Consider the following 22285-nt stretch of genomic DNA (forward strand, 5'->3'; position numbering starts at 1 on the left):
AACGCCACGGCGGACGCACCCCGGCCGGCGTCATCGTCCGCGTCCTGCAACGCATCCTCGCCCTGACCGCCGCGATCTGGCACAACGACAAGACCGGCAAGCCAGTCAAACGATCACTGACCGCCTACGACCACTGACCTTGGAATCAACCATCTAGATGAGTGGCCGGCAGTGCGGCGAGTACTCGCGTTCGCGGCCCCAGCAGAAACGGGAATCCAGCGCCGTTCGTTGTGGCGGCCCCCTCACCCGAGCTTGACGCGATCAACCGTCTACTCGCGCCGCTTATTCCATCCGAAAGGGAGAAATAGGCTTATTGTGAGCGCGCAGCTAATGCGTCGGCAATGAATGTGACGGATGGGCCGCTATGAACCCGCCACCTGTCACACGACGCCGATAGAAGGTGCCGCAACTGCTCAAATCGACGAGCGTACGCAGCCTCCCACCAGCACGAATTTCGTCCGCCCAGCGAACCGTATTCCCATCGTTCCGCGCATTTTCGACATCCCTCGAATGGAATATCGAGGTCCGTTAGTCTGCGCCGATGCTAACCAGACTCTCCGGTTGGGGACGTACCGCGCCGACGGCGGCACGCGTGGTTTCCACTCGGGATTTCGAGGTTATCGCGAATATCGTGAAGGACTTCGGCGCACGTGGCGTGATCGCCCGAGGACTCGGTCGCAGTTACGGCGATCCGGCGCAGAACGCGGGCGGTGTCGTGCTGGACATGACTCGGTTCGACCGCGTCCGCCGGGTGGCGGTGGAGGACTGCCTCGTCGATGTCGAAGCGGGCGTGTCGCTGGACGCCCTCATGCGCGTGCTGCTGCCGTTCGGGCTGTGGTTGCCGGTGCTGCCGGGCACGCGGCAGGTCACCGTAGGGGGCGCTATCGCCGCCGATGTGCACGGCAAGGGGCATCACGTCGTGGGCAGCTTCGGCAACCACGTGCGGTCGCTCGACCTGCTCGCGGCGGACGGGTCGGTGCGCAGCCTGACGCCGGACGGCGAGGACGCCGCTTTGTTCTGGGCGACTGTCGGCGGCATGGGGCTGACCGGCGTGATCCTGCGCGCGACACTGCGCGTCGTCCCCGTGGAGACCTCGTACTTCGTGGTGGACACCGAGCGGGTGGACAGCCTGGACGAGCTGTTGGAACGACAGTCGAGCGACGACGACCGGTACGCCGAGTCCGTGGCGTGGTTCGACGCGGTGACCACCGGGCCGCGCCTGGGCCGGGGAGTGCTGACCAGGGCCCATCACGCCCGGCTGGACGACCTGCCCGCCCGGCTGCGGCGCGACCCGCTGGCGTTCGACGCGCCACGGCTGCTCACCGTGCCGGACGTGCTGCCGTCCGGGCTGCTCAACCAGGTGACGGGCCGGGCGTTCAGCGAGCTGTGGTTCCGCAAGTCGCCGTCCCGGACCGGCGAGGTGCAGAACATCACCCGGTTCCTGCACCCGCTCGACGTGATCGGCGAGTGGAACCGGGGCTACGGGCCGCGCGGGTTCCTTCAGTACCAGTTCGTCGTCCCGTTCGCCGCCACCGACGTCATCCGGCAGGTCGTGGCGCGCATCGCCGCGTCTGGGCACGTGTCGGCGTTGAACGTGCTCAAGCGGTTCGGGCCGGGCAACCGCGCGCCGCTGTCGTTTCCCATGCCGGGCTGGACCTTGTGCGTGGACCTGCCGGTGCGACCCGGTCTCGGCGAGCTGTGCGACGAGCTCGACGAGCTGGTGCTCGGTTCCGGCGGGCGGCACTACCTGGCCAAGGAGTCGCGCGCCACGGCCGAGTCCGTTCGCCGCGGCTACCCCCGATTCGAAGAGTGGCGCGCGGTGCGTGCCTCGGTCGACCCGGACGGCGTGTTCGCGTCCGACATGTCCAGGAGGTTGAATCTGTGATCGACGCGGTGGGCAATCCGCAGAGCCTGCTCGTACTGGGGGGCACGTCCGACATCGCGCTGGCGGTGGTGCGGCGCTACACCACGCTTCGCAAGCCGCGCGTGGTGCTCGCGGCCCGGCCCTCGCCCCGCCGTGACGCGGCGGTGGCAGAGCTGACCGCGGCGGGTGTGCCGGTGTCGGCGATCGACTTCGACGCCCGTGACCTCGGCAGCCATCGGGCGGTGCTGGACAAGGCGTTCGCCGACGGCGACATCGACGTGGCCCTGGTGGCGTTCGGGGTCCTGGGCGACCCCGAACGCGCGTGGCAGGACCACGAAGCGGCGGTCGAGCTCGCCGAGGTCAACTACACCGGCGCGGTGTCGGTGGGTGTCGGGCTCGCCGGACGGTTCCGCGAGCAGGGCCACGGAGTGATCGTCGCGCTGTCGTCGGTGGCCGGCGAGCGGGTGCGGCGGTCCAACTTCGTCTACGGCTCGACCAAGGCCGGCATGGACGGCTTCTACCAGGGGCTCGGTGAGGCGTTGCGCCCGCACGGCATCACCGTCACGGTGGTCCGGCCGGGCTTCGTGCGCACCCGGATGACCGCCGGGCTGCGGCCGGCGCCGTTGTCGACCACGCCCGAGCAGGTGGCGGAGGTGGTCGTGAACGCGGTCCGCGACCGCCGCGAGCTGGTGTGGGCACCCGCTGCCCTGCGCGTGGTGATGTCCGCTCTGCGGCACCTGCCCCGAGCCCTGTTCCGGCGGTTGCCGGCATGACGCTGACTGCACCTGAACAGCTGACCGCCGAGCCGGAGCCGCGTCAGCCGCGGCGCGAGCGCACCGGATGGCCCGCCGTCGCCGCGAGCGTGGTGGGCGGCACGGCGCTCATCGCCCTGCACGGCTCGTTCTACGGCAACTGGGTGGTGGACGACGCGGCGATCACTTTCGCCTACGCGCGCAACATCGCCGAGGGCGCGGGCTCGGTGCTGCAACCCGGGGCCGAGCCGACCGAGGGGTACTCGAACCCGGCGTGGCTCGCGGTGATGGCGCTGGGCCGGGTGCTCGGCCTGTTCGACCGGGGAACGATCTTCGGCGTCCCGGACTACGTGCTGTTCCCGAAGGCGCTCGCGGTGCTGTGCTGCGCCGGTGTGCTGCTGGCCTGCCACACGGCCGCGCGACGGGTGTTCCGTCGGCCGTGGCCGGTGACGCTGGCGTTCGGCGCGGTGCTCGCGGCCGTGCCGTCGTTCGTCATCTGGATGTTCTCCGGACTGGAGAACCCGCTCTACGCGCTGGTCACGTGCTGGCTCGCGGTCGTGCTGTTCGGGGCGGTGCTGGACGATCGGCTGTGGTCGAACAGGGTCGCGGTCGTTGCCGGGCTGCTCGTCGCGCTGGCCGCGTTGACCCGGCCGGACGGCCTGGTCTACGTCGCCGCCTACCCGCTCGTGACGCTGGTCCACCTGCGCCGGACGGGGCTGCTCGTGGCGGCGCGGGCGGTCGCGTTGTCCACCGCCGCGTTCCTGGTGCCGTTCGGCACGTACGTGGCGTGGCGGCGGCTGGAGTTCGGCCGGTGGCTGGCGCTGCCCGCGGCGGCGAAGGGGCAGGCCGCGCCGGAGCTCGACCAGTTCGTGCGGGTCGGCGAGGTGGTGCAGTACGCCGGGGCGTTCGCCGTCCTGGTGGTGGCGGTGTGCCTGGGCGTGGTGCTGGCCCGCGGTTCACGGCTGGGTTCGGGTCTGGTCGCGCTGCTGGTGCCGCTGGGCCTGGCCTTGACCGCGTTCGCGGTGCTGGCGCCCGACTGGATGGGCCAGCTGCGGTTCGCCACACCGGTGTGGGTGCTCGGCGCGCTGATCGCGGTCTTCGCGGTGGCCAGGCTGCTGGCCCGCGCCACGGCACGGCGCCGTGTCGCGGTGGCCGCCGCGGTGATCGCCGCGGCCCTGCCGTCCGCGGCGTGGTTCACCACCACCGCCGACGAGTTCCGCACCGCGCCCATCGTGCCGATGTGCCTGGTGACCGAGACGTTCGGGCGTGGCTACAACGGTCTGGCCGACATCCTCGGCGTCGAACGGGCCACGCTGGCGCTGCCCGACGTCGGCGGCACGGCGCTCGCGTCCCGGCTCACCGTGGTCGACCTGGCCGGGCTGGCCGAGCCGCGGCTGGCCGACCTCTGGGGCGCCAAGGACATGGCGGGCCTCCGCGACTACGTGTTCGACCGGGCGCGGCCGACCTTCCTGCACTCGCACGGCTTCTGGTCGCAGACCACGGGAATCGCGGACGACCCGCGCCTGGCCGCGGACTACTACGTGATCTCGGCGGGTCCGGTGGCCCAGGACTGGGTGCGCCGCGACGCCGTCCCCGACGCCGCCCGGCTGGAACAACTGCGCGAGTACGTCCGCACGGAACTGACGCCGGCCGTGCGCGCGCAAGAGAACGCGCCCAGGGGGCACTGCGGTCCCACCCTGCGCCCCGGCCAGCTGCCCGGATGACCACCGACCGACGGAGAACCGCATGTCTGCCGAAATCACCGTCCTGAGCCAAGTGCAGCGCGCGCTCGATCACCCGCACGTGGTGGCGTCGGCTCGGGGACTGTCGCGGTTCGGCGAGCACGGCGCCGGGTGGTTGGCGCTCGGCCTCGCGGGCGCGGTCCTCGACCGGCGACGGCGCCGGGACTGGGCGGTCGCCACTGCCGCGGTCGCCGGGTCGCACGCGGTCGCGATCGCGATCAAGCTCGTGGTCCGGCGGCAGCGACCGGACCACGACTCGGTGCGCGTGCTGGCGGGCACGCCGAGCCGGCTGAGTTTCCCGTCCGCGCACGCGGTGTCCACCACCACCGCCGCCGTGCTGTTCTCCCGGCTGATCGGGCGGCGGCTCGAACCTGTGCTCGTGCCGCCGATGGTGGTGTCGCGCCTGGTGCTCGGCGTGCATTACCCGACCGACGTGGCAGCGGGAGCGGTGCTGGGGGCGGTGCTCGGCGGGCTCGTCCGCCGCAGACTGGAGGGCGGTGCGTCGAGATGACGACCACCGGGCGCGGCACCGGCACGGGCACCCTCGCCGGTCTTGTCCGCGCCGTCCGGCCGAACCAGTGGGTGAAGAACTTCCTGGTGCTGGCCGCTCCTTTCGCGGCGAACCGGCTCACCGAGCCCGGGGTGCTGCTGGACACCGGGCTCGCGCTGGTCGCGTTCTGCCTCGCCGCCTCGGCGGTGTACCTGGTCAACGACGCGATCGACGTCGAGTCCGACCGCGCGCACCCGACCAAGCGGCACCGCCCGATCGCGGCGGGGGTGGTCTCGACGCGCACGGCGTACGTCACGGCGGCGGTGCTGTTCGTCGCGGCCATCGGCGTGGCCCGGTGCTCGGGTCTGCCGCTGGTCGTGTTGATCGCCGTGTACTGCGCCGCGCAGCTGGGCTACTGCCTGGGGCTGAAGCACCAGCCGGTCATCGACCTGTGCATCGTCGCGTCCGGCTTCCTGCTGCGCGCCATCGCGGGCGGTATCGCTGCGGGCATCCCGCTGTCGCAGTGGTTCCTGCTCGTGACGGCGTTCGGCTCGCTGTTCATGGTGGCGGGCAAGCGATACGCCGAGATCGTGCTGTACGAACGGACGGGTGCGCAGATCCGGGCATCGCTGCGCCGGTACTCGGCGAGCTACCTGCGGTTCGTGTGGGCCACCGCCGCCGCGATCATGATCCTCGCCTACGCGCTGTGGGCGTTCGAGCTGCGGCAGCGCACCGGCTACGACTCGGGCTGGGCAATGCTGTCGATCGTGCCGTTCGTGGTGGCCGTGCTGCGGTATGCGGTCGACGTGGACGACGGCGGTGCGGGCGCGCCGGAACAGATCGCGCTGCGCGACCACGTGCTCCAGGTCATCGGGGTGTGCTGGGTGGGCTCGCTGGCGTTGTCGATCTACACATGACGTACACGGCAGGGGAGTCGTCTCAACCGGGTCCGCGGAGCCGCAGCGGATCGCCCGGCGCGGGAGTCTCCGGCGTCCGCTCGGCCTCGATCTGGATCTCGATGTTCGTCCTGTGCGACACGGGATCCCAGATCTCCTCGAACGGCGCCATGAGCGACTGCCCACTCCCGCCGCGCCGAGCCCGCAGCGCGTACCAGACGAAGCCCGCCAGGCAGAGCGGCAGGCTGAGGAGCGCGAGCAGCCCAGGCAGAAGATCCATGCGCTCGACGTTACAGTAACATCGTGTTTCCAGAAACGCTGTGTTACTGAACGGACGGCTGATGGCCAGACTCACCAGGGCCGCGCAACAGGAGCGCACCCACGAAGACCTCCTGCGCGCCGGCCGGAAGGTGTTCCTGCGCCGCGGCTTCCTGGCGGCGACGGTGGAGGAGATCGCCGCCGACGCCGGCTACACCCGCGGCGCGGTCTACAAGCACTTCGGCGGCAAGGAAGGCATGTGGCTGGCCATCGTCGAAGCCGACGCGGACACCCATCTCCAGGGCCTGCGCACCGCCCTCGCCCAGGCCACCGGCCGCGACGACCTGGTCGCGATCCTCGGCACCGTGACGGACGGCGACGCGGCGAAGTGGACCACCGCCGCCGCCGAGGTGCTGGCCGCCACGGCACAGCAGCCCGAGATCGCCGCCCAGATCGCGGTCCTGCAAGCGCGCCACGACGATCAGGTCGTCGCGCTGCTGGAGAAGCACGCCGGGCGGCTGGGTCTCGAACCGGCGATGCCGCTGGGGCAGATGGTCGTGATGCTCGGGGCATTGGGGATCGGGCTGGCGTTGCGGCAGTCGATCGCCCCGGCGGCCGATCCCGCCGCCATCCTCGCCCACGTGCTGAAGACGGCGTTCCCGCTCGCGCCGTAGGCGACCACCACCCGTAGAGGTCTGGACCATTTCGTGCTTCAATGACAACGGGTCGCCGCCTGAACGCGAAAGGTGAGCGAATGTCTGCCCGCTTGCTTCCCAAGGCGCTGACAGCCCTGCTTCTGCTCATGAGCACCGTGCTCATCCCGTCCACCGCGCAGGCGGCCGACACGTGCGCGCTCAAGCCCCGCCCGCCAGGCAAGGTCCTCCAGGGCTACTGGGAGAACTGGGACGGAGCGTCGAACGGCGTGCACCCGCCGTTCGGCTGGACGCCGATCACCGACAGCCGCATCAAGCAGCACGGCTACAACGTGATCAACGCGGCGTTCCCCGTCATCCGCTCCGACGGCACCGTGCTGTGGGAGGACGGGATGGACGCGGGCGTCAAGGTGGCCACGCCCGCCGAGATGTGCGCGGCCAAGGCAGCCGGCGCCACCATCCTGCTGTCGATCGGTGGTGCGGCGGCGGGCATCGACCTCAGCTCGACCGCCGTGGCGAACCGGTTCGTGGCCACGGTCGTGCCGATCCTCAAGAAGTTCAACTTCGACGGCATCGACATCGACATCGAGACCGGTCTGGTCGGCAGCGGCAACATCAACCAGTTGTCCGCCTCGCAGGCCAACCTCATCCGCATCATCGACGGTGTGCTGGCGGCGATGCCGAGTGGTTTCGGCCTCACGATGGCGCCGGAGACCGCGTACGTGACGGGCGGCAGCATCGTCTACGGCTCCATCTGGGGCGCGTATCTGCCGATCATCAAGAAGTACGCGGACAACGGCCGGCTCTGGTGGCTGAACATGCAGTACTACAACGGTTCCATGTACGGCTGCTCCGGCGACAGCTACCAGGCCGGCACCGTGCAGGGCTTCGTCGCCCAGACCCAGTGCCTCAACAAGGGACTGGTCGTGCAGGGCACCACGATCAAGGTGCCCTACGACAAGCAGGTACCGGGCCTGCCCGCGCAGCCGGGCGCCGGTGGCGGCTACATGAGCCCGAGCCTGGTCGGTCAGGCGTGGAACAACTTCAACGGCCAGCTCAAGGGCCTCATGACCTGGTCGATCAACTGGGACGGCTCGAAGAACTGGACCTTCGGCGACAAGGTCAAGTCGCTGCAGGGACGGTAGAGCACGAAGCCCGGCGGCACGGCGTGTCCTGGAGGCACCGTGCGGCCGGGCTTCACCGGGTCACGTGCGGGGTGCGACCCGGGACTCGTAGGGCTGAGGGCGGTACCGCGGGTCGAAGAAGCAGCCCGTGCCGTACTTCTTGTCGTGGCTGGGACAGGCCGCCGCGATCAGGAACGGACTGGACCGCAGCCCGAACTTCTCCCACACCGCGAGCGACTGGATGGCCGCCGCGTACTCGGAGTCGCTGAACGCGGAGTGCGTGGCCTCGGTCGTGAACGTCTGCACCAGGTTGTACCCACGCCCGGCCCTCATCACCGTGTCCCGGTAGGCCGACTCGTGCTCCACGAACGCCGTCGGGTCGCCGATCGCGTGCACCGACAGCACCGGGATGTCGATCTTGCCGGTGAGGTCGCTGTCGTATGCCAGCTCGGCGCGGGCGGCGGGATCCGCGGCGAACCGTTCCACGCCGGCGTTCAGAGCCGCGTCGTCGTGCGAGCCCTTGTAGACGACACCTGTGTTGCTCCAAGGGTTTCTGTCGCCCAGCCGGAGGTGCACGATGTCGCGGAAGGTGAACGTCGCGAAGTTCAGGTGCGAGTTCAGCGTCTCCTCGGGGATCTTGGTGACCGCGAGGATGTCGTTCAGCTTCTGCTGCTGCGACGGTGTCCGACTGCCTGCGACACCAAGGCATTCCTCGATCCGCGAACGCAGCCCGGCCGTCGTCATCGTGGAGCTCGGACGCAGGCCCTGCCACAGCGGGTACTGCACCTCGGACGGGCGCGGGTGGTTGCCGCAGTAGTACTGGTAGACCACGCGCAGGTCGACGCGGTAGTCGTAGCCGCGCGAGCCGCCGGCCATGACACCGCTCGTGAGCAGCGTCGCGTCGTAGCCCTTGTACAGCTCGATGGTCTTGGCCGCGACGTTGCCGCCCCACGACTGGCCGTGGAGGTAGACCTTGTGCGGCTTGAGCATCGCGCTGACCATCTTGCGCAGGTTGTCGGTGTCCTCCGCGGCCATCCGCGTGCCGTAGCCGCCGCGCCGGTACGAGGTGCCCGCCCAGGCGTAGCCCTCCTTGACCATGACGGCCCAGCGGTTCAGGTCGTCACGCGTGCGTTCCGGCGTCGGGTCGCCGAGGTCAGGACCGCCGTGCGAGTGGACGACCAGCGTCTTGTTCCACTTCTTCGGCACGGCGATCGTGTAGTAGGCGCCATTGGCGTCCCGGCCCTCGTAACAGGTGGTGCCGGCGGGGACGTTCTCCGGGCACGGCGCTGTCGGCGGCAGATGCGCGGGCGTCGTGACGCTCGCGGCGAGTGCGAATGCCAGCAGGACGTTCATGGCGGGAATCGTGAGCCGGGCTCGACTAGTGGTCCAGCTCACTCACGCAAACTTGGGATTTCCCTGACGTTACGGTCCTGGTACCGCAACAACCCCGGCGCCACCGCTCGTTAGCAGCTGACCCGGTACGGTCGTGGGCGTGCAGTATCCAGCCGAGCCGTGGCACATGCGGGGCTCTCTCGTGATCTCCGTCTTCCGGGTGCCGCGCAAGCTGGTGCCGCACGCCAGCCTCCCGGCCGGCGCGCGAATGATCACGGTGGCGGGCAACGCTTTCGTGGCCGTCGCGTTCGTGTCGTACGAGCCGGGCAGCGTGCTCACCTACGAGGAGCTGCTCGTCGCCACGCCGGTGCGCGACCAGGGCCGCACAGCCGTGTCGGTGCCCCAGATCTGGGTCGACAGCGAGGCGTCACGGCAGGGCGGCCGCGAGATGTGGGGGATCCCGAAGCAGCTCGCCAGGTTCGGCCGCGGTTCGTCGATCGCGGGCGTGGCGGTCAGCGGCGGAGTCTCGCTGCCCGGCGAGTGGACGACGGCGGGCTGGACGGCACAACGCCTGGACGGCCGCGACGTGCGCACGAGGATGCGCATGTCCGGGCGGTTCCGGCTGGTGCGCGCGGCGTGGCTGTTCCCGCTGAACGGCCCGCTCGGCTACCTCACCGGACGCACGCCGCTCGTCAGCTTCGCGACACGGGACATGCGGCTGACGTTCGGCCAGACTCCCTGACGCTCAGGTTCACCCGATGTACTGAACGCTGTTCAGCACGTGCTGCGCCCACGTCCGGTCAGCCGGGAAGCGGTGGACGATCCGCACGGACAGCATGGTGCCAGGACGGACGACGTGCCCGTGGAACACCTGCTCCTCGTTGCCGTCGATGACCTCGCTGAGCCAGAACGCGTGCCGCAGCTCGTTACCGATGTGCTCGACCGAGTGATCCTCGGACGGGTAACCGTCGATCACCGCGGCCAGGAAGTCACTGGGCGTGCGCTGGGCCCTGTCGTTGTAGACGTCGATGCCGACCCAGCGGCCTGGGCTCGAGAAGCAGACGGTGCGGTCCTCGATCACGCAGCGCATGCCCTCGGTGCGTTCGATGGTCCAGACCTCGCCCAGCGTCTCGCGGACGGGGATCGGCAGCGGGTGACGGATGCAGCTCAGGACCTCGTCGCGGTCCCATTCCCGCTCCAGCACCGGGTGCGAGGTGTAGTACGGCAGCTCGTCGGCGTTCAGCACGGCCGCCTCGACCGGCGCGCCGAACAGGTCCCACGGCAGGATGACGTTCGCGAACGTGCCGGACACGCGGAAGTTCGCGTACTCGGAGTCGTTGTCCCAGACCGCGTGCGCGTACATGGCGTCGACTTTGCTGATCTGCATCCACGCGCCGAAGACCAGCTCTGTTCCTCCGGTCAGCGCAACCGGGAGGAGACAACGGAGGTACGAGTCGCCGTCCGGTCCGACGAGCAGCCCGCCCGTCGGGGCGCCGAGCTGCTCGTTGGGCACCCCGATCAGGGGTTCCGGGCGGTTCAACCGGTAGTCGATGCGGTCCGTCGACGTGATTTCGGCTCCGCAGCATCCGCATTGGACGGTCATGGATGCAGATGCTAGAGCTCCTCGTCGTTCAGCAAACGTGAACGCACCAGGAAACGCACTCCCAGTGGCGCTTCCAGCGAGAACCCGCTCCCACGACTGGCCGGGACATCAATGAAGAGTCAGAGTTCGGTCCGTATCACGCTGGATGCGTGGTCAACGACGTGACGCTGGCGTCTGGTGTGCGGACTCGAGTCGGCGGTACGTGTAGAAGACATCGAGCTGACAGTGCGCCGCGATGCGTTCGTGCCGACGCCTCAGCTCGTCGTCCAGTTCGCCGCCCTCTCGCACGAAAACGATGATCAGCGGACGATCGTTGCTGTCGACCGCGTGGTTGACGGCGGCCCACTGAAGGTCGCGGAACTTCTGTGGGTGGCCCCAGCAGACGTACCTCTTGCTGGAGTCCTTTGCCGCGAGACAGTGCATCGGCTTCTCACGGATAGACCCCGGTTCGATCTCCCATCCGCTGCCTAGAGCGTCGTAGATCATCGCGGAGGGATGCGTGAGCCGTGTTTCCGTGTACTGCGCGCACGAACCGATGCCTTCCAAGGCTCGGGTGTACTCCTTGAGCGGGCCGTCCTTGAGCCAGACCCTGATGCCCTCGGCGGTGAGGCTGTCGGCGAGTTCTCCACCGATCAACGGATCGTCGACCCAATTGGTGTACTGCTTCGTCTTGGCGCGATCGGACATTGATTCCCAACCGATCGTCTCGACTTGACGGTACAGCTCCCGGATCACGGCCTCGCGCACCTGCCGTGGAACTTCGATGTCCGGCAAGAGAACCCCCTACTCGACTAGATTCACCGCGTTCGCTACTCGGTCGGCCACACGTTCGGGCTCTTCGTGTTCCCACGCGCGGACGACGGTCCACCCCGCCTCGCTGAGCAGCTGATTGGTCTCGGCATCTCGCTCCCGATTGCCGGCGATCTTCTTCCACCAGAACTCGGAGTTGGTGCTGGATGGGCGATAGTGCTCGCTGCAGCCGTGCCAGTAACAACCGTCCACGAACACCGCGACTCGCGCCTTGGGGAACACGATGTCCGCGGTCCGGCGGAGCGAGGGAAGGGGACGAGCGGAAACCCGGTAACGAAGACCCCGCGCGTGCAGCAGTGACCGCAGCTTGACTTCAGGTCCGGTGTCACGTGACTTGTTCCCTCTCATCGAGGCGCGAACCTCGTGGGAGGACGCCCATGAGTCGTCCGGAAGTTCGACGTCGTGAACGAGCCCCTGCGCGCGGGCTAGGCTCCAACCTTCGGCGAGATTGTCGGCTCGCTTGCCGTGGAGTACCTCGCCCAGCAGTCTGGAGCGCGAACGACCATTGTCCGACCAGCGCAAATAGGCTCGGACCACGGCAGCGTCCGACCTGAGTTTGAGCTCGACCGAAGCGTAGGCGATGCGATCGTCGCCGACGTGAACCGCGCGACGGTAACGGCCACCGGCGGCGCGATCCTGCTCTGCGGCGACCATCGCCCGGCTGCGTCCAGCCCGAGGCTTCCACGCGTGGTCGCGCACCGTCACGGGCGCTTCTCCACCTTTTCGAGACTTGACGCGACGGCGCGAGCGAACGCCTCGCCAAGAAGCACTGGGACCGCGTTGCCGAGCTGACGCATCTTCTCGCTCCGTGGCCCGCTCAGCACCCAGTCGTCGGGGAACGTCATGACTCGAGCCGTCTCCCGCACCGTCATGTAACGATGCTTGTAGCGCCAACCCCCTGGTGCGGACCCGTCGCGTTCACGGTCATCGGTGAGCAGCACTGATTCGCCACCTGGAACTCCGTGCACCCCCGCTTTGACGGTCTTCGCGGGTCGGTCGTACTCGTTCGGCGTGTGGCCGGGGTAGATCCGGGCGTCAGGCCAGCCGACGTGGTCCTTGAAAGGCCATTTCTCCTCGTTGTAGTACTCGACGCGGTCCAGACGGTTCCACGGGATCGCGGGCAGTGGTGGGTTGCCGTCGATACCCGTGATCGCGTCCCGAAGCGTGCGCCACGGCAGCAGGCCGTCGTCGGCCGGGGCGGTGGCCGGGAGCCGTTCGAGGACACGATCGCGCACGTGCCGAGGCACGGTCGGATGCCGGTCCCAGTACTCGCCACTGAGGATGGAGCGGGTCAGCGCGGTCTCGGAGTGGGTCGGCTTCACCGAATCCTTGAACGCGTCGACATCGACTCCCAGGTCAGAGCGGAACGCGATGATGATGACCCGGTTCCTGATCTGCGGAACACCGTAGTCAGCCGCGTTGACCTGGAACATCCTCACGTCGTAGCGCTCGTGTCCCGGAACGGCGTCCTTGTCCGTCGCCAGCAGCGCCGCGTCGTGCTCGAGCCAGGTCGAGTCCGAGTCGCGCTCCTTGAAGGGGAGCTCGAGCTCACGAAGGATGTAGTCGAAGTACGGACGGAAGGACGGTCGCAACAGACCTCGGACGTTCTCGCAGATCACAGCCTTGGGCTGGATCTCGCGCACGGCGCGGAACATCTCGGGGAACATGTTCCGCTTGTCCTCGTCACCCTTGGCGACACCGCCGAGACTGAACGGCTGGCACGGCGGGCCTCCGGCCAGGATGTCGACCTGCCCCTGCAGGTAGCCCATCTTCAGTTCTTGCACATCCCCCTCGACCAACGGCCACAGGTCCTGTTCACGAGGGATGTACTCGTCCTCGCCCCTAGGTACAGCCTTCTTGTTGGCGAGGAACGTGGCGCAGGCGTGCTTGGCGAACTCGTTGATCAGGAGAGGCCGGAACCCGGAGTTGTGCACGGCCATCGCCAGACCCCCGCCGCCGGCGAACAACTCGACCGACGTGCGGTCTCTTGACGGGGTGGTCGACGACTCAGACATGCGCGGAACAATATCGCAGCGCGGGTGGCCTGCTCGCACATGACCACCCGTGTCGCTGAGTATGTCCTTGCTGGACAAGGAATTGACCGGCTGTCAGGAGACGACGGTGTGCCATGGCTTGGACGAGTCTCTTGCCGTGTATCGGAGCGGACCCGTGTTGATCGGCCTCGCACCGGCGGGCAACGCGAGCCTGATTGCCATGATCACGTCCGCTGGATCCTCCTCAAGGCCGTCCTCCGGGATCCTTTTCGTACTCACCACCGGGTACACGAGCAGGGATCCCCTCCGTGGTTCTCCTGTCAGCGAGTGATCAACCGCCTTGCGGTTCAGGCTCGTGGCGTTACCGCGCACTCGGTCACCATCAGCCGATCGGCGATGCACGCTGAAAGGACCGTGGCCGCGGAACATGGCTCTCAAACCGCTCTGCTGTTGGGGGAAAACCACTTCCCAGTCTAGGACGCGGTCGGGCCCGAGCTTCTCCATCCACTTGAGATCCGGGCGGAACGTGTTCTCATGCGCCCATTCGAGTTGGCCGAGCACAGCGAGCAGGTCGACGTGTGACACCCTGGCGACGAGTGCGCGGAAGGTCGACCGTTCGAATCGGTACGTGCGCGGATTGTCGACAGCGGCCGCTATGACAGGGATGAAAGCGTTGATGTTGCGCTCCAACGCGGCCCTGTTCGAAGTCGCGGGATAGCCGGAACTCGGCTCCTTGGTCAGAGTTCTCCGCTCCTCGAGTACAGCGTTGTACATCTTGGACGCGGCTGTTGGCCGCAACATCCTGCTCGACACGAGAGGCGGAATCTGAGCCGGAGTGACCAGAGGCTGACCGTCCTCGTCGAATCCCGTGTACTGGCGGAGTTCCTCGCGGAAGTCCTCCTCGTCGCGGCAGATGGACTCGAACGCGTCGCGAAGGTCCGCGGTGACGTGCAGTCGAACGAGGTCGCGGTAACCCTTCCTGAAACCGAACCATCGACCCATCTGCATCAGGGCGTCGGCGTTCTGCACGCCTCGCCGGTAGTACGAGACGGTCAGCCCCTCGACGGTGAACCCGCGAGCGAGCTTGTTGCCTCCCACCAGGATTCGCCAGACAGGATGCTGGTCGAAGTTCAGCTCGTCCTGCTCGATGTCCTTGTCGCTGTTGACGACGAGCACCGGGTTGTTGTTGGCGTTGATCAATCGCGCGGTGTTGGCGATGTACGGTTGGAGTTCCTCGAACGTAGCGGGGATCGGCAACTCCGGCGCCAAGGCACGGGACACAGGAAGGATGTCCTGCTCGTAGAGATACTTCAGGCGCGGTCGGCATGTCGAGCTGAAGTATCCCGCCTTGCTCCAGGTGTCCTTGATGACCTGAGCTTTGGCGCGATGAACGTCTGTCTTCATCGCCTCGTGTACGAGCATCGTGTGATGCCGGAACTCAGGCATCCCTTGCTTCTGCCGGAACAGTTTGACAGCTCCGGCGAGGACGAACCTGTCCATCGCGTTGAGCAGGTCGGCCCCGTCCTCGTCGTCCTGCAACAGCCGCACATGTGCCTTTTCCTTGGAGTTGGCGAATGTGCGTTCCTGCCAGGGGATCGGGGAGTCCAGGTCGTGGAAGTCGTCCGCACCCATGTAGCCGGGAGGCCGTTCGAGTGAGATGACGAAATCCTTCGGGAAGATGTCCTCGGCATCGCTGGGGTCGACGAACACGTTGGCGAACGGGGTTGCCGTGTAGCCCACGTACTGCCCGCGCGGGAGCATGCCCAGAAGCTTGGAGATCAGGGCGTTGATCGCGGTGCGTTCGGGCTTGCCCTGTTCCCACTTCTTCGGATTGCTCGTGTTGATCGACGCCTGATCGGACTCGTCGTCGATGATCAGGGCGGGGATCTGGTGGAGTTTGGCGGTGATGGCCCCGAGATCCTTGACGAACTTCTCCAGCGCCAGCTTGTTCTTCTTCACCACGACAAGGCGGGCGTTGCTGTTGAACAGGTTCGAGGGGTGTGAGAGCGGCTCGGCACGATTGGTTCGTTCGAAGTCGAGCGCGGCGATGCCCTGATGCAGACTCCGATAGTCCGAGGTGCGGGTCGTCATCCGGTAGATGTCGGGGAAGTCGCGATCCGCAGGCTGGTGTCCGTGACTGATGAACCGGCCCTTGACCCAGTCTTCGTCCTGCTGGTAGTCAACACGGAAGAGTGCCTCGGGGTCGCTGACGTCGATCCCTCGAAGGATGTTCTCCCGCCCGACGAGCTCCATGTCGAGCCTGCGCTGAGTCTGGTCTCGCAGGAGGTTCGTAGTGCCGGTCATGACAATGATCAGCCGGTAGCCCGCGTCGATCGCCTTCGCGATGACACCGGTGAAGTTCGCGGTCTTTCCACTTTGGACGTATCCAACGACCAAACCCTTGGCCTGGCCGGGATTCTTGCGGGTCGGTTCGTGCAGCCGCTCGACGACATGGGTCGTCGCCGCGTTCAGTTTGGCCACGGCTTCAGCTGACCAGTCGCGCTGCTCCCGAAGATAGGTCGAGTAGTGGTCCCAGTAGAAGTCCCGGCTGTTTTGGACTTCCATCGTGTACCAAGGATCCCAGCGATCCGCGATGACGATCGTCTGGTCGCGGTTGGCGATCGGGAACAACTGTTCGAGCAACAGACCGGTGTCGTCTTCGAGCTTGAGGCCCCGGGTGATCACTTCGCGGCGTTGAGCGGTACCGGGCTCGGTTCCCTCGGCCCATGTGGCGTCGGCGACCCGTACGGCATCCCACGAAGCCAGCTGGAAGTTCAGCTTCCTTCTGAGTTCATCGTCAGGATGAGCCGCGAGGAGATAATCACGCAACGCCGCGTCAGAGATCGTGGGTTCGCCAGGGAGGTCCTCGGCCGCCTGTGCCGCCTTCTTGTGAATGTCCTTGGGGCCGAGCCGTTTCATCGCGTCGAGTGCGACGAGATAGGCCTCGGCGATGGTCTCGGTCATGATCGTCCTTCGAAGTCGGTGGAGGCCTTGATCTCAGGCGGCGGCTGATCGTCGGCTGGCATGCCGTCGAGATCGATCAGGTACCTGACCTCGGGTATGCGCGCGATGTCGGCGCCCTTGGCCACGGCCGTTTCCGCTGTCAGGCGCGGGAAGGCCTCGTCCACCAAATAGGCCTGGGATCGGAAGCGCTTCGTCCACCTGGTCTCGCTTTGACTCCTGAGGTCATCGATCCATCCGGATCCGGCGAGTCCGGTCTCGAAAGCGTCGAGTGCGCTGGAAGGGCCGATGAGCCTGCGCATCCGATCGATGAGCTGTGACAGCGTAGATCCGGTTCCGTCGCCAGCCGCGGTGATCTGGTGTGACACCAGCCAAAGTGGTCGGTCGCCGGTGCCGACAAGCTGCGTCAGGGACTCGATCCAGTGTTGGCGCCTCTCCGAACGAGTCGTCTTCACTTCGACGTCGAATCCCGGCAGGCCGAAATCGTGCTCCTCGGCGAGTCCTCCGCGCCAAGCGCGGACGGCGTGCGTCGCTCCGGCGAGGGCGATCAATCCACCAAGTGTGAGCATCTCGCCGAACAGTCCGACCTCGCGCTCTTCGGTGAGTGACTCGGTGCGCCGCAGTAGCAAGGTGAGTTGGCCCAGGCTCTTTCGGACGGCTTCGGCCGGTCGCATCCCGTCCAGCTGTACTCGATCCGCGATCGCGCAAAGGAGCGGGTACGAGTCCGGGAACACCCAGGCCAACGTGATGACCACTTCGAGGCAACGGTGTCCGCCACGCGAGGCGCTTCTCGTCTTCACATGTTGCAGAGCGAGGTCCGGCAGTCGTTCGTCGCCGGTGTCGTGGATGCGCAGACCGAACTCGGGAACCTCGGGGTCCACGAAGAAGGAGATCCTGGGCTGTCCCGTGACGGTGAACTCGATCGGGACAGGGCTGGTGAGGTAGTCGCTGACGCCGGCCGCTGACATGTGGCGTTCACCGACCTGAGGTGAAGGCGTCACTGTCGCTCCGCTCGCACGGCGATGGTCAGCAGCTCTTGCCAGAGATCGATGTTGTCCTTGTCTCTCGCGCCGAGGAACTGGCCTTCGAAGATGTTCTCCATCAGGAGGTACAGGAGCGTCTTGATGAGTGGCAGGTCGTTGAGGCCGCCGTGCTTGCCGCCGAGCAGCATCTTCCGGTAGCGCTTGTTCAGCCAAAGCGTGTACTCGTCACGATCGACTTCGAAGAACGCGTCACTGGTGAACTGGCGCCAGCGGATGCTGATCGTCTCGTGCTCGTTGAGCGGCGGAATCTCGTTCTTGATGGAGTCCTTGAGCCCCGGCGCGAAGCCGTAACCGGGATGGATCATCTTCTTCCTGGCGTTGCTGCGTTTGCGCGATGTGCGGTACACCTCCTCCGCCGTCGCCAGATAGGAGCTCAGGGAGGTGCCGTCGTCGGCACGCGCGGTTTCGCAGATCTCCGCGAATTCTGGTCCGACCAGCACCTTCGACTTCTCCGGGTTCATGCGGAACAGTCCCGAGATCTGGTCGTTGATCTCGATCTCCACCCTGGCGTGCTGCATTCGGGCGTGCGGTGCGCTGAGACCTTCCCAGCCGCCGCCGGCGACGAGCAGCCGGTCGTTGCGATAGAAGTACCAGCCCTGGTGGCGATCGGGGTTGCCGCCCAACTTGAACTCCGGCCGGTTGGATTTCGGCCAGATGTGGCAACGGAAGGTGATCCCTGGCCTGGTTGTGGAGTGGACCTCCTTGGGGAAGTCAGAGCGGGCGGACGCCGGATAACCGAACGGGTTCAGGGGAGTGACGTCCACGTGGGCGCTCGGGCCGTCGTCCTCCGCATCGCGTACGTCGATGGCGATGTGAACGCGCTCCCGCTCGAGGAAACGGTGAAAGACGATACCGAGGTGCAGTGCGACCGTGTTGACGGTGCGGGTGATGAAGGTTTCGACCTGGTCGCTGTCATCGGTCGAGAGGAACCCAGTCACGTCGTCCCAGCGCACGACCGTACCTGTACCGGTGGACGGCAGTCCCCAGTCGCTGTCGACGACGTTGGCGGCGAACGAAGCGTTGACCTCATCGCAGTGGTAGCTCTTGATCGCTTCTTCGAGTTGCCAGCGCCGTCCTACTGCCTCGTCGCCCGCTCTCCGGGATATGACGGTGAGACTGCGAGCCTGGCTGAACGAGGCGGCTTTGAGGCCGAGACCGAAATGCCCCAGGTCATCGGAGGCGTATGCGCGGTTTCCTCCCATGGTCATGGCCGCGTTGATTTGGTCGGTCCCCATACCGCGGCCGTTGTCGACAACGCACAGAGCTCGCAGTTTCCCACCCGATCGGATGAATTGAACGAGCACGTGGGTGGCGGACGCGTCGATTGAGTTGTCGACTAGGTCGGCCAGCGCGGTCTCGAGTGAGTGGTTCCGTCCCATCGCCTCCATCACGCGCGGATCCGGCGGCAGTTGCACAGTGCCGCTGACAGGGACGTGATCGCTCCACTCGGTCATGGTCAGAATCCTTCTACCCCTACTACTCGGGTGGAATACCACGAGTAGCCCATTTGTCCGGCACGCGCGGCCGCTGGCTGGTCCCTGTTCACTCCATATAGATGATGAACAGCCGTGCGTTACCTGACCATACCGAGTGCGTACGGGGCGTGGTCGATCAGTTACTCAACTTGCTGGTCGCTGTCCGTGAGGAGCCGTGAACGCACCAGGAAACGCATTCCAAGCGGCGCCTCGAGCGAGAACCCGCTCCCACGACCGGGCACCACGTCGATCGTCAGGTGCGTGTGGCTCCAGTACTCGAACTGCGCCGCGGACATCCACACAGGAATGACGAACGCGTCGACGGCGAGGTCCCCGAGGTGCACGTCGGACGAGCCGGTGCGGAACTCCCCGGCGGGGTAGCACATCGGGGCCGAGCCGTCGCAGCAACCGCCGGACTGGTGGAACATCAGGTCGCCGTGCGAGGCCCGGAGGCGGCGGAGCAGATCCGCCGCCTCCGGGGTCAGGGCCACGCGGGGCATCAGAAGAAGCCCAGGGCGTTCGGGGAGTAGCTGACGAGCAGGTTCTTGGTCTGCTGGTAGTGGTCGAGCATCACGCGGTGGTTCTCGCGGCCGATGCCGGACTGCTTGTAGCCGCCGAACGCCGCGTGCGCCGGGTAGGCGTGGTAGTTGTTCACCCACACGCGGCCCGCCTGGATGTCGCGGCCCGCGCGGTAGGCGACCGAACCGTCGCGCGACCACACGCCCGCGCCGAGGCCGTACAACGTGTCGTTGGCGGTCTTCATGGCGTCGTCGTAGTCGGAGAAGGAAGTCACGGCGACGACCGGGCCGAAGATCTCCTCCTGGAAGATCCGCATCTTGTTGTCGCCCTCGAAGACCGTGGGCTGCACGTAGTAGCCGCCGGACAGCTCGCCGCCGAGGTCCGCGCGCTCGCCGCCGGTGAGCACGCGGGCGCCCTCCTGCTTGCCGATGTCGATGTACGACAGGATCTTCTCGAGCTGGTCGTTGGACGCCTGCGCGCCGATCATCGTCTCGGTGTCGAGCGGGTGACCCTGTTTCACCGCCTGAGTTCGCGACACCGCGTCGCCCAGGAAGTCCGAGTAGATCGACGACTGGATGAGCGCCCGCGACGGGCACGTGCACACCTCGCCCTGGTTCAGCGCGAACATCGTGAAGCCTTCAAGAGCCTTGTCGTAGAAGGCATCCCGCTCCAACGCGATGTCGGAGAAGAACACGTTCGGCGACTTGCCGCCGAGCTCCAGGGTCACCGGAATGATGTTCTCGCTGGCGTACTGCATGATCAACCGGCCGGTGGTCGTCTCCCCGGTGAACGCCACCTTCGCCACGCGCCGCGAGGACGCCAGCGGTTTGCCCGCCTCGACGCCGAAACCGTTGACCACGTTGATGACACCCGGCGGCACGATGTCCGCGATCAGCTCCATCAGCACGTGGATCGACGCCGGGGTCTGCTCGGCGGGCTTGAGGACCACCGCGTTGCCGGCGGCCAGTGCGGGCGCGAGTTTCCACACGGCCATCAGGATCGGGAAGTTCCACGGGATGATCTGGCCGACGACGCCGAGCGGCTCCTGGAAGTGATACGCGACCAGGTCCTCGTCGATCTGCGAGATGCCGCCCTCCTGGGCGCGGATCACGCCCGCGAAGTAGCGGAAGTGGTCGACCGCGAGTGGCAGGTCGGCGGCGAGTGTCTCGCGGATCGGCTTGCCGTTCTCCCACGTCTCGGCGACGGCCAGCAGCTCCAGGTTGGCCTCGATGCGGTCGGCGATCCTGTTGAGCACCTGAGCCCGATCCGCCACCGACGTCCTGCCCCACGCGCGGGCGGCGCCGTGGGCCGCGTCGAGGGCGCGCTCGACGTCCTCGGCGGTGCCGCGGGCGATCTCGGTGAAGTCCTCACCCGTGACCGGGGTGGGGTTGGCGAAGTACCCGCCCTTGGCGGGCGGCACGTACTCGCCTCCGATGAAGTGGTCGTACCGGTCGCGGTACGTCACCACACTGCCGGGTTGCCCAGGAGCCGCGTACTTCGCCATGGTGAGAAACCTCCCGCATCGTTGCGAACCGATGGGCGACGCTAAGTAATGCGACGTTTCACCTTCGTTGCATCCGAAAGGAGTAACGGTGTGTGGCAGAAGGCCCGTCATCCTGGAGAGGTGACGGACGTCGGCGAGGCAGCACGGCCGGTGATCGCCGAGTCGTGGCGGCGGTCCCTCGCCGCGCGCGTCGACCCGGACCGGCACGAGGCACCGGTGGTGTACGGGCCGGACGAGATCGCGGACCTGCGGGGCACGCACCCGCTGGCGTCGACGCTGCCGCTGCTCAAGCACACGCTGTCGATGGACGACACGATCATGATCGTCACCGACACCCGCGGGCACATCCTGTGGTGCGAGGGCGACAACGGGGTGCGGCACCGCGCCGAACGCGTCCACCTCACCGAGGGCTCGCGCTGGAGCGAGGACGCCATCGGCACCAACGCGATGGGGACGGCTCTCGCCACCGGCAAGCCCGTCACCGTGCACTCGCGCGAGCACCTCGTGCGGACCTACCACGGCTGGACGTGCGCGGCGAGCCCTATCCACGACCCCCACAGCGGGCTGCTGCTGGGCGTGGTCGACGTGAGCGGGCCGCTGAAGACCATGCACCCGGCCGTGGCGCAGCTCGTGTCGGCCGCCGCTCGACTGGCCGAACACCACCTGCAGCAGCATTTCGTGCCACGTCAGCACGTGCTGACGTTGAACTTCCTCGGCGGGCCGCACGCGGACCTCGACGGACGGCCGCTGGTCCTGACGTTGCGCAACGCGGAGGTGCTGACCGCGCTCGCGCTGCACCCCAAGGGACTCACGGCTGAACAACTCGCATTGCTGCTCTATGGTGAACGGGGGAACCCGACCACGGTCCGGGCTGAGCTGCACAGGTTGCGGGCTCAGCTCGGTGGAGTGCTGCTCACCAGGCCGTACCGGCTGGACGCGGTGGTGCGGGGCGACTTCCTGGACGTGCGCACGGCGCTGCGGTCAGGCGACGCCAGAAGAGCCACCCGGCACTACAGCGGCGAGCTGCTGCCCCGTTCGGACGCACCTGTTGTGAGAGAAGAACGAGCGGACCTCGCCGCCGCGGTGCGCCGAGGTGTGCTGGACACCGGAGACGCCGACTCGTTGCTGTCGTTCGCGGACAGCGGGGAGGACGCCGAGGTGCTCGAACGCCTGCACCTGCTGCTTCCGGTCACAGATCCCCGTCATGCTCTTGTCTCCTCGCGCCTGCGAAGGGCGCTGGAATAGGCTTCCCCGCGGGGGAGGGC

The 22285-nt window shown here is 67.1% G+C and carries 20 protein-coding genes and 2 pseudogenes; 10 read left to right on the forward strand and 12 right to left on the reverse strand.

Annotation, left to right across the window (positions count from 1 at the left end; genetic code table 11):
- The 6 genes and pseudogenes from ABZ345_RS31115 to ABZ345_RS31140 all read left to right on the forward strand — a co-directional run.
- Nucleotides 1-137: pseudogene (locus ABZ345_RS31115) on the forward strand (IS982 family transposase); the annotation flags it as partial.
- Nucleotides 138-541: 404 nt separating this feature from the next.
- Entirely contained in the window at nt 542-1885 is a 1344-nt protein-coding gene (locus tag ABZ345_RS31120; RefSeq protein WP_359856442.1) for an FAD-binding oxidoreductase, read from the forward strand.
- Entirely contained in the window at nt 1882-2637 is a 756-nt protein-coding gene (locus ABZ345_RS31125; protein ID WP_359856445.1) for a decaprenylphospho-beta-D-erythro-pentofuranosid-2-ulose 2-reductase, read from the forward strand. Before ABZ345_RS31120 ends, ABZ345_RS31125 begins: the two co-directional genes overlap by 4 nt.
- The gene (locus ABZ345_RS31130; RefSeq protein ID WP_359856448.1) at nt 2634-4340 is read left to right on the forward strand and encodes a hypothetical protein; all 1707 of its coding nucleotides are present in this window, start codon (nt 2634-2636) and stop codon (nt 4338-4340) included. Before ABZ345_RS31125 ends, ABZ345_RS31130 begins: the two co-directional genes overlap by 4 nt.
- Nucleotides 4341-4362: 22 nt before the next feature.
- Entirely contained in the window at nt 4363-4869 is a 507-nt protein-coding gene (locus tag ABZ345_RS31135; RefSeq protein ID WP_359856451.1) for a phosphatase PAP2 family protein, read from the forward strand.
- Nucleotides 4866-5765, forward strand: a complete 900-nt coding sequence (locus tag ABZ345_RS31140) for a decaprenyl-phosphate phosphoribosyltransferase (RefSeq protein WP_359856454.1) — start codon at nt 4866-4868, stop codon at nt 5763-5765. The genes ABZ345_RS31135 and ABZ345_RS31140 overlap by 4 nt, the downstream gene beginning before the upstream one ends.
- 22 nt (nt 5766-5787) lie before the next feature.
- Here ABZ345_RS31140 and ABZ345_RS31145 read toward each other — a convergent pair whose 3' ends face one another.
- Nucleotides 5788-6024 (reverse strand): hypothetical protein, encoded by a 237-nt coding sequence (locus tag ABZ345_RS31145; protein WP_359856456.1) that lies wholly within the window; start codon nt 6022-6024, stop codon nt 5788-5790.
- Between the two features lie 61 nt (nt 6025-6085).
- Between ABZ345_RS31145 and ABZ345_RS31150 the strand changes: the two genes are divergently transcribed.
- A complete protein-coding gene (locus ABZ345_RS31150; RefSeq protein WP_359856459.1) occupies nt 6086-6676 on the forward strand; it encodes a helix-turn-helix domain-containing protein in 591 nt (196 codons plus the stop codon).
- Nucleotides 6677-6756: 80 nt separating this feature from the next.
- Entirely contained in the window at nt 6757-7800 is a 1044-nt protein-coding gene (locus ABZ345_RS31155; protein ID WP_359856462.1) for a chitinase, read from the forward strand.
- Nucleotides 7801-7860: 60 nt separating this feature from the next.
- Here the strand turns inward: ABZ345_RS31155 and ABZ345_RS31160 are convergent, their stop codons facing one another.
- Nucleotides 7861-9132, reverse strand: a complete 1272-nt coding sequence (locus ABZ345_RS31160) for a hypothetical protein (protein ID WP_359856465.1) — start codon at nt 9130-9132, stop codon at nt 7861-7863.
- A gap of 139 nt (nt 9133-9271) precedes the next feature.
- Here ABZ345_RS31160 and ABZ345_RS31165 point away from each other — a divergent pair, with 139 nt between their 5' ends.
- Entirely contained in the window at nt 9272-9853 is a 582-nt protein-coding gene (locus ABZ345_RS31165; protein ID WP_359856473.1) for an acetoacetate decarboxylase family protein, read from the forward strand.
- A 9-nt stretch (nt 9854-9862) separates the two neighbouring features.
- On the opposite strand, the gene ABZ345_RS31170 is transcribed toward ABZ345_RS31165, so the two are convergent.
- The 10 genes and pseudogenes from ABZ345_RS31170 to ABZ345_RS31215 all read right to left on the reverse strand — a co-directional run bounded on the left by ABZ345_RS31170 (nt 9863) and on the right by ABZ345_RS31215 (nt 21020).
- Nucleotides 9863-10714: a hypothetical protein gene (locus tag ABZ345_RS31170; RefSeq protein ID WP_359856476.1), complete on the reverse strand. Its 852-nt coding sequence runs from the start codon at nt 10712-10714 to the stop codon at nt 9863-9865.
- 11 nt (nt 10715-10725) lie between these two features.
- Nucleotides 10726-10833: pseudogene (locus ABZ345_RS31175) on the reverse strand (DUF779 domain-containing protein); the annotation flags it as partial.
- A gap of 34 nt (nt 10834-10867) precedes the next feature.
- Complete coding sequence (locus ABZ345_RS31180; RefSeq protein ID WP_359856479.1) at nt 10868-11461, reverse strand: hypothetical protein; 594 nt, start codon at nt 11459-11461, stop codon at nt 10868-10870.
- A 36-nt stretch (nt 11462-11497) separates the two neighbouring features.
- Nucleotides 11498-12229 carry a very short patch repair endonuclease gene (locus tag ABZ345_RS31185; protein WP_359856482.1) on the reverse strand — a complete coding sequence of 244 codons (732 nt, stop codon included), beginning with the start codon at nt 12227-12229 and terminating at the stop codon, nt 11498-11500.
- Nucleotides 12226-13539 carry a DNA cytosine methyltransferase gene (locus tag ABZ345_RS31190; RefSeq protein WP_359856485.1) on the reverse strand — a complete coding sequence of 438 codons (1314 nt, stop codon included), beginning with the start codon at nt 13537-13539 and terminating at the stop codon, nt 12226-12228. Before ABZ345_RS31190 ends, ABZ345_RS31185 begins: the two co-directional genes overlap by 4 nt.
- Nucleotides 13540-13632: 93 nt before the next feature.
- On the reverse strand, nt 13633-16482 hold the full coding sequence (locus ABZ345_RS31195; RefSeq protein ID WP_359856488.1) for a Z1 domain-containing protein: 2850 nt from the start codon (nt 16480-16482) through the stop codon (nt 13633-13635).
- Nucleotides 16479-17360 carry a PD-(D/E)XK motif protein gene (locus ABZ345_RS31200; protein WP_359856491.1) on the reverse strand — a complete coding sequence of 294 codons (882 nt, stop codon included), beginning with the start codon at nt 17358-17360 and terminating at the stop codon, nt 16479-16481. Before ABZ345_RS31200 ends, ABZ345_RS31195 begins: the two co-directional genes overlap by 4 nt.
- A 116-nt stretch (nt 17361-17476) precedes the next feature.
- On the reverse strand, nt 17477-18976 hold the full coding sequence (locus tag ABZ345_RS31205) for an ATP-binding protein (protein WP_359856493.1): 1500 nt from the start codon (nt 18974-18976) through the stop codon (nt 17477-17479).
- A 161-nt stretch (nt 18977-19137) separates the two neighbouring features.
- Nucleotides 19138-19497: a DUF779 domain-containing protein gene (locus ABZ345_RS31210; RefSeq protein WP_359856495.1), complete on the reverse strand. Its 360-nt coding sequence runs from the start codon at nt 19495-19497 to the stop codon at nt 19138-19140.
- A complete protein-coding gene (locus tag ABZ345_RS31215) occupies nt 19497-21020 on the reverse strand; it encodes an aldehyde dehydrogenase family protein (protein ID WP_359856498.1) in 1524 nt (507 codons plus the stop codon). The genes ABZ345_RS31210 and ABZ345_RS31215 overlap by 1 nt, the downstream gene beginning before the upstream one ends.
- Before the next feature lie 120 nt (nt 21021-21140).
- Between ABZ345_RS31215 and ABZ345_RS31220 the strand changes: the two genes are divergently transcribed.
- Nucleotides 21141-22265, forward strand: coding sequence for a GAF domain-containing protein (locus ABZ345_RS31220; RefSeq protein ID WP_359856501.1), 1125 nt, complete (start codon nt 21141-21143; stop codon nt 22263-22265).
- Nucleotides 22266-22285: the final 20 nt, after the last annotated feature.

Origin of the sequence: Lentzea sp. NPDC005914, assembly GCF_040629405.1 — a bacterium.
Classification (GTDB): Bacteria; Actinomycetota; Actinomycetes; order Mycobacteriales; family Pseudonocardiaceae; genus Lentzea.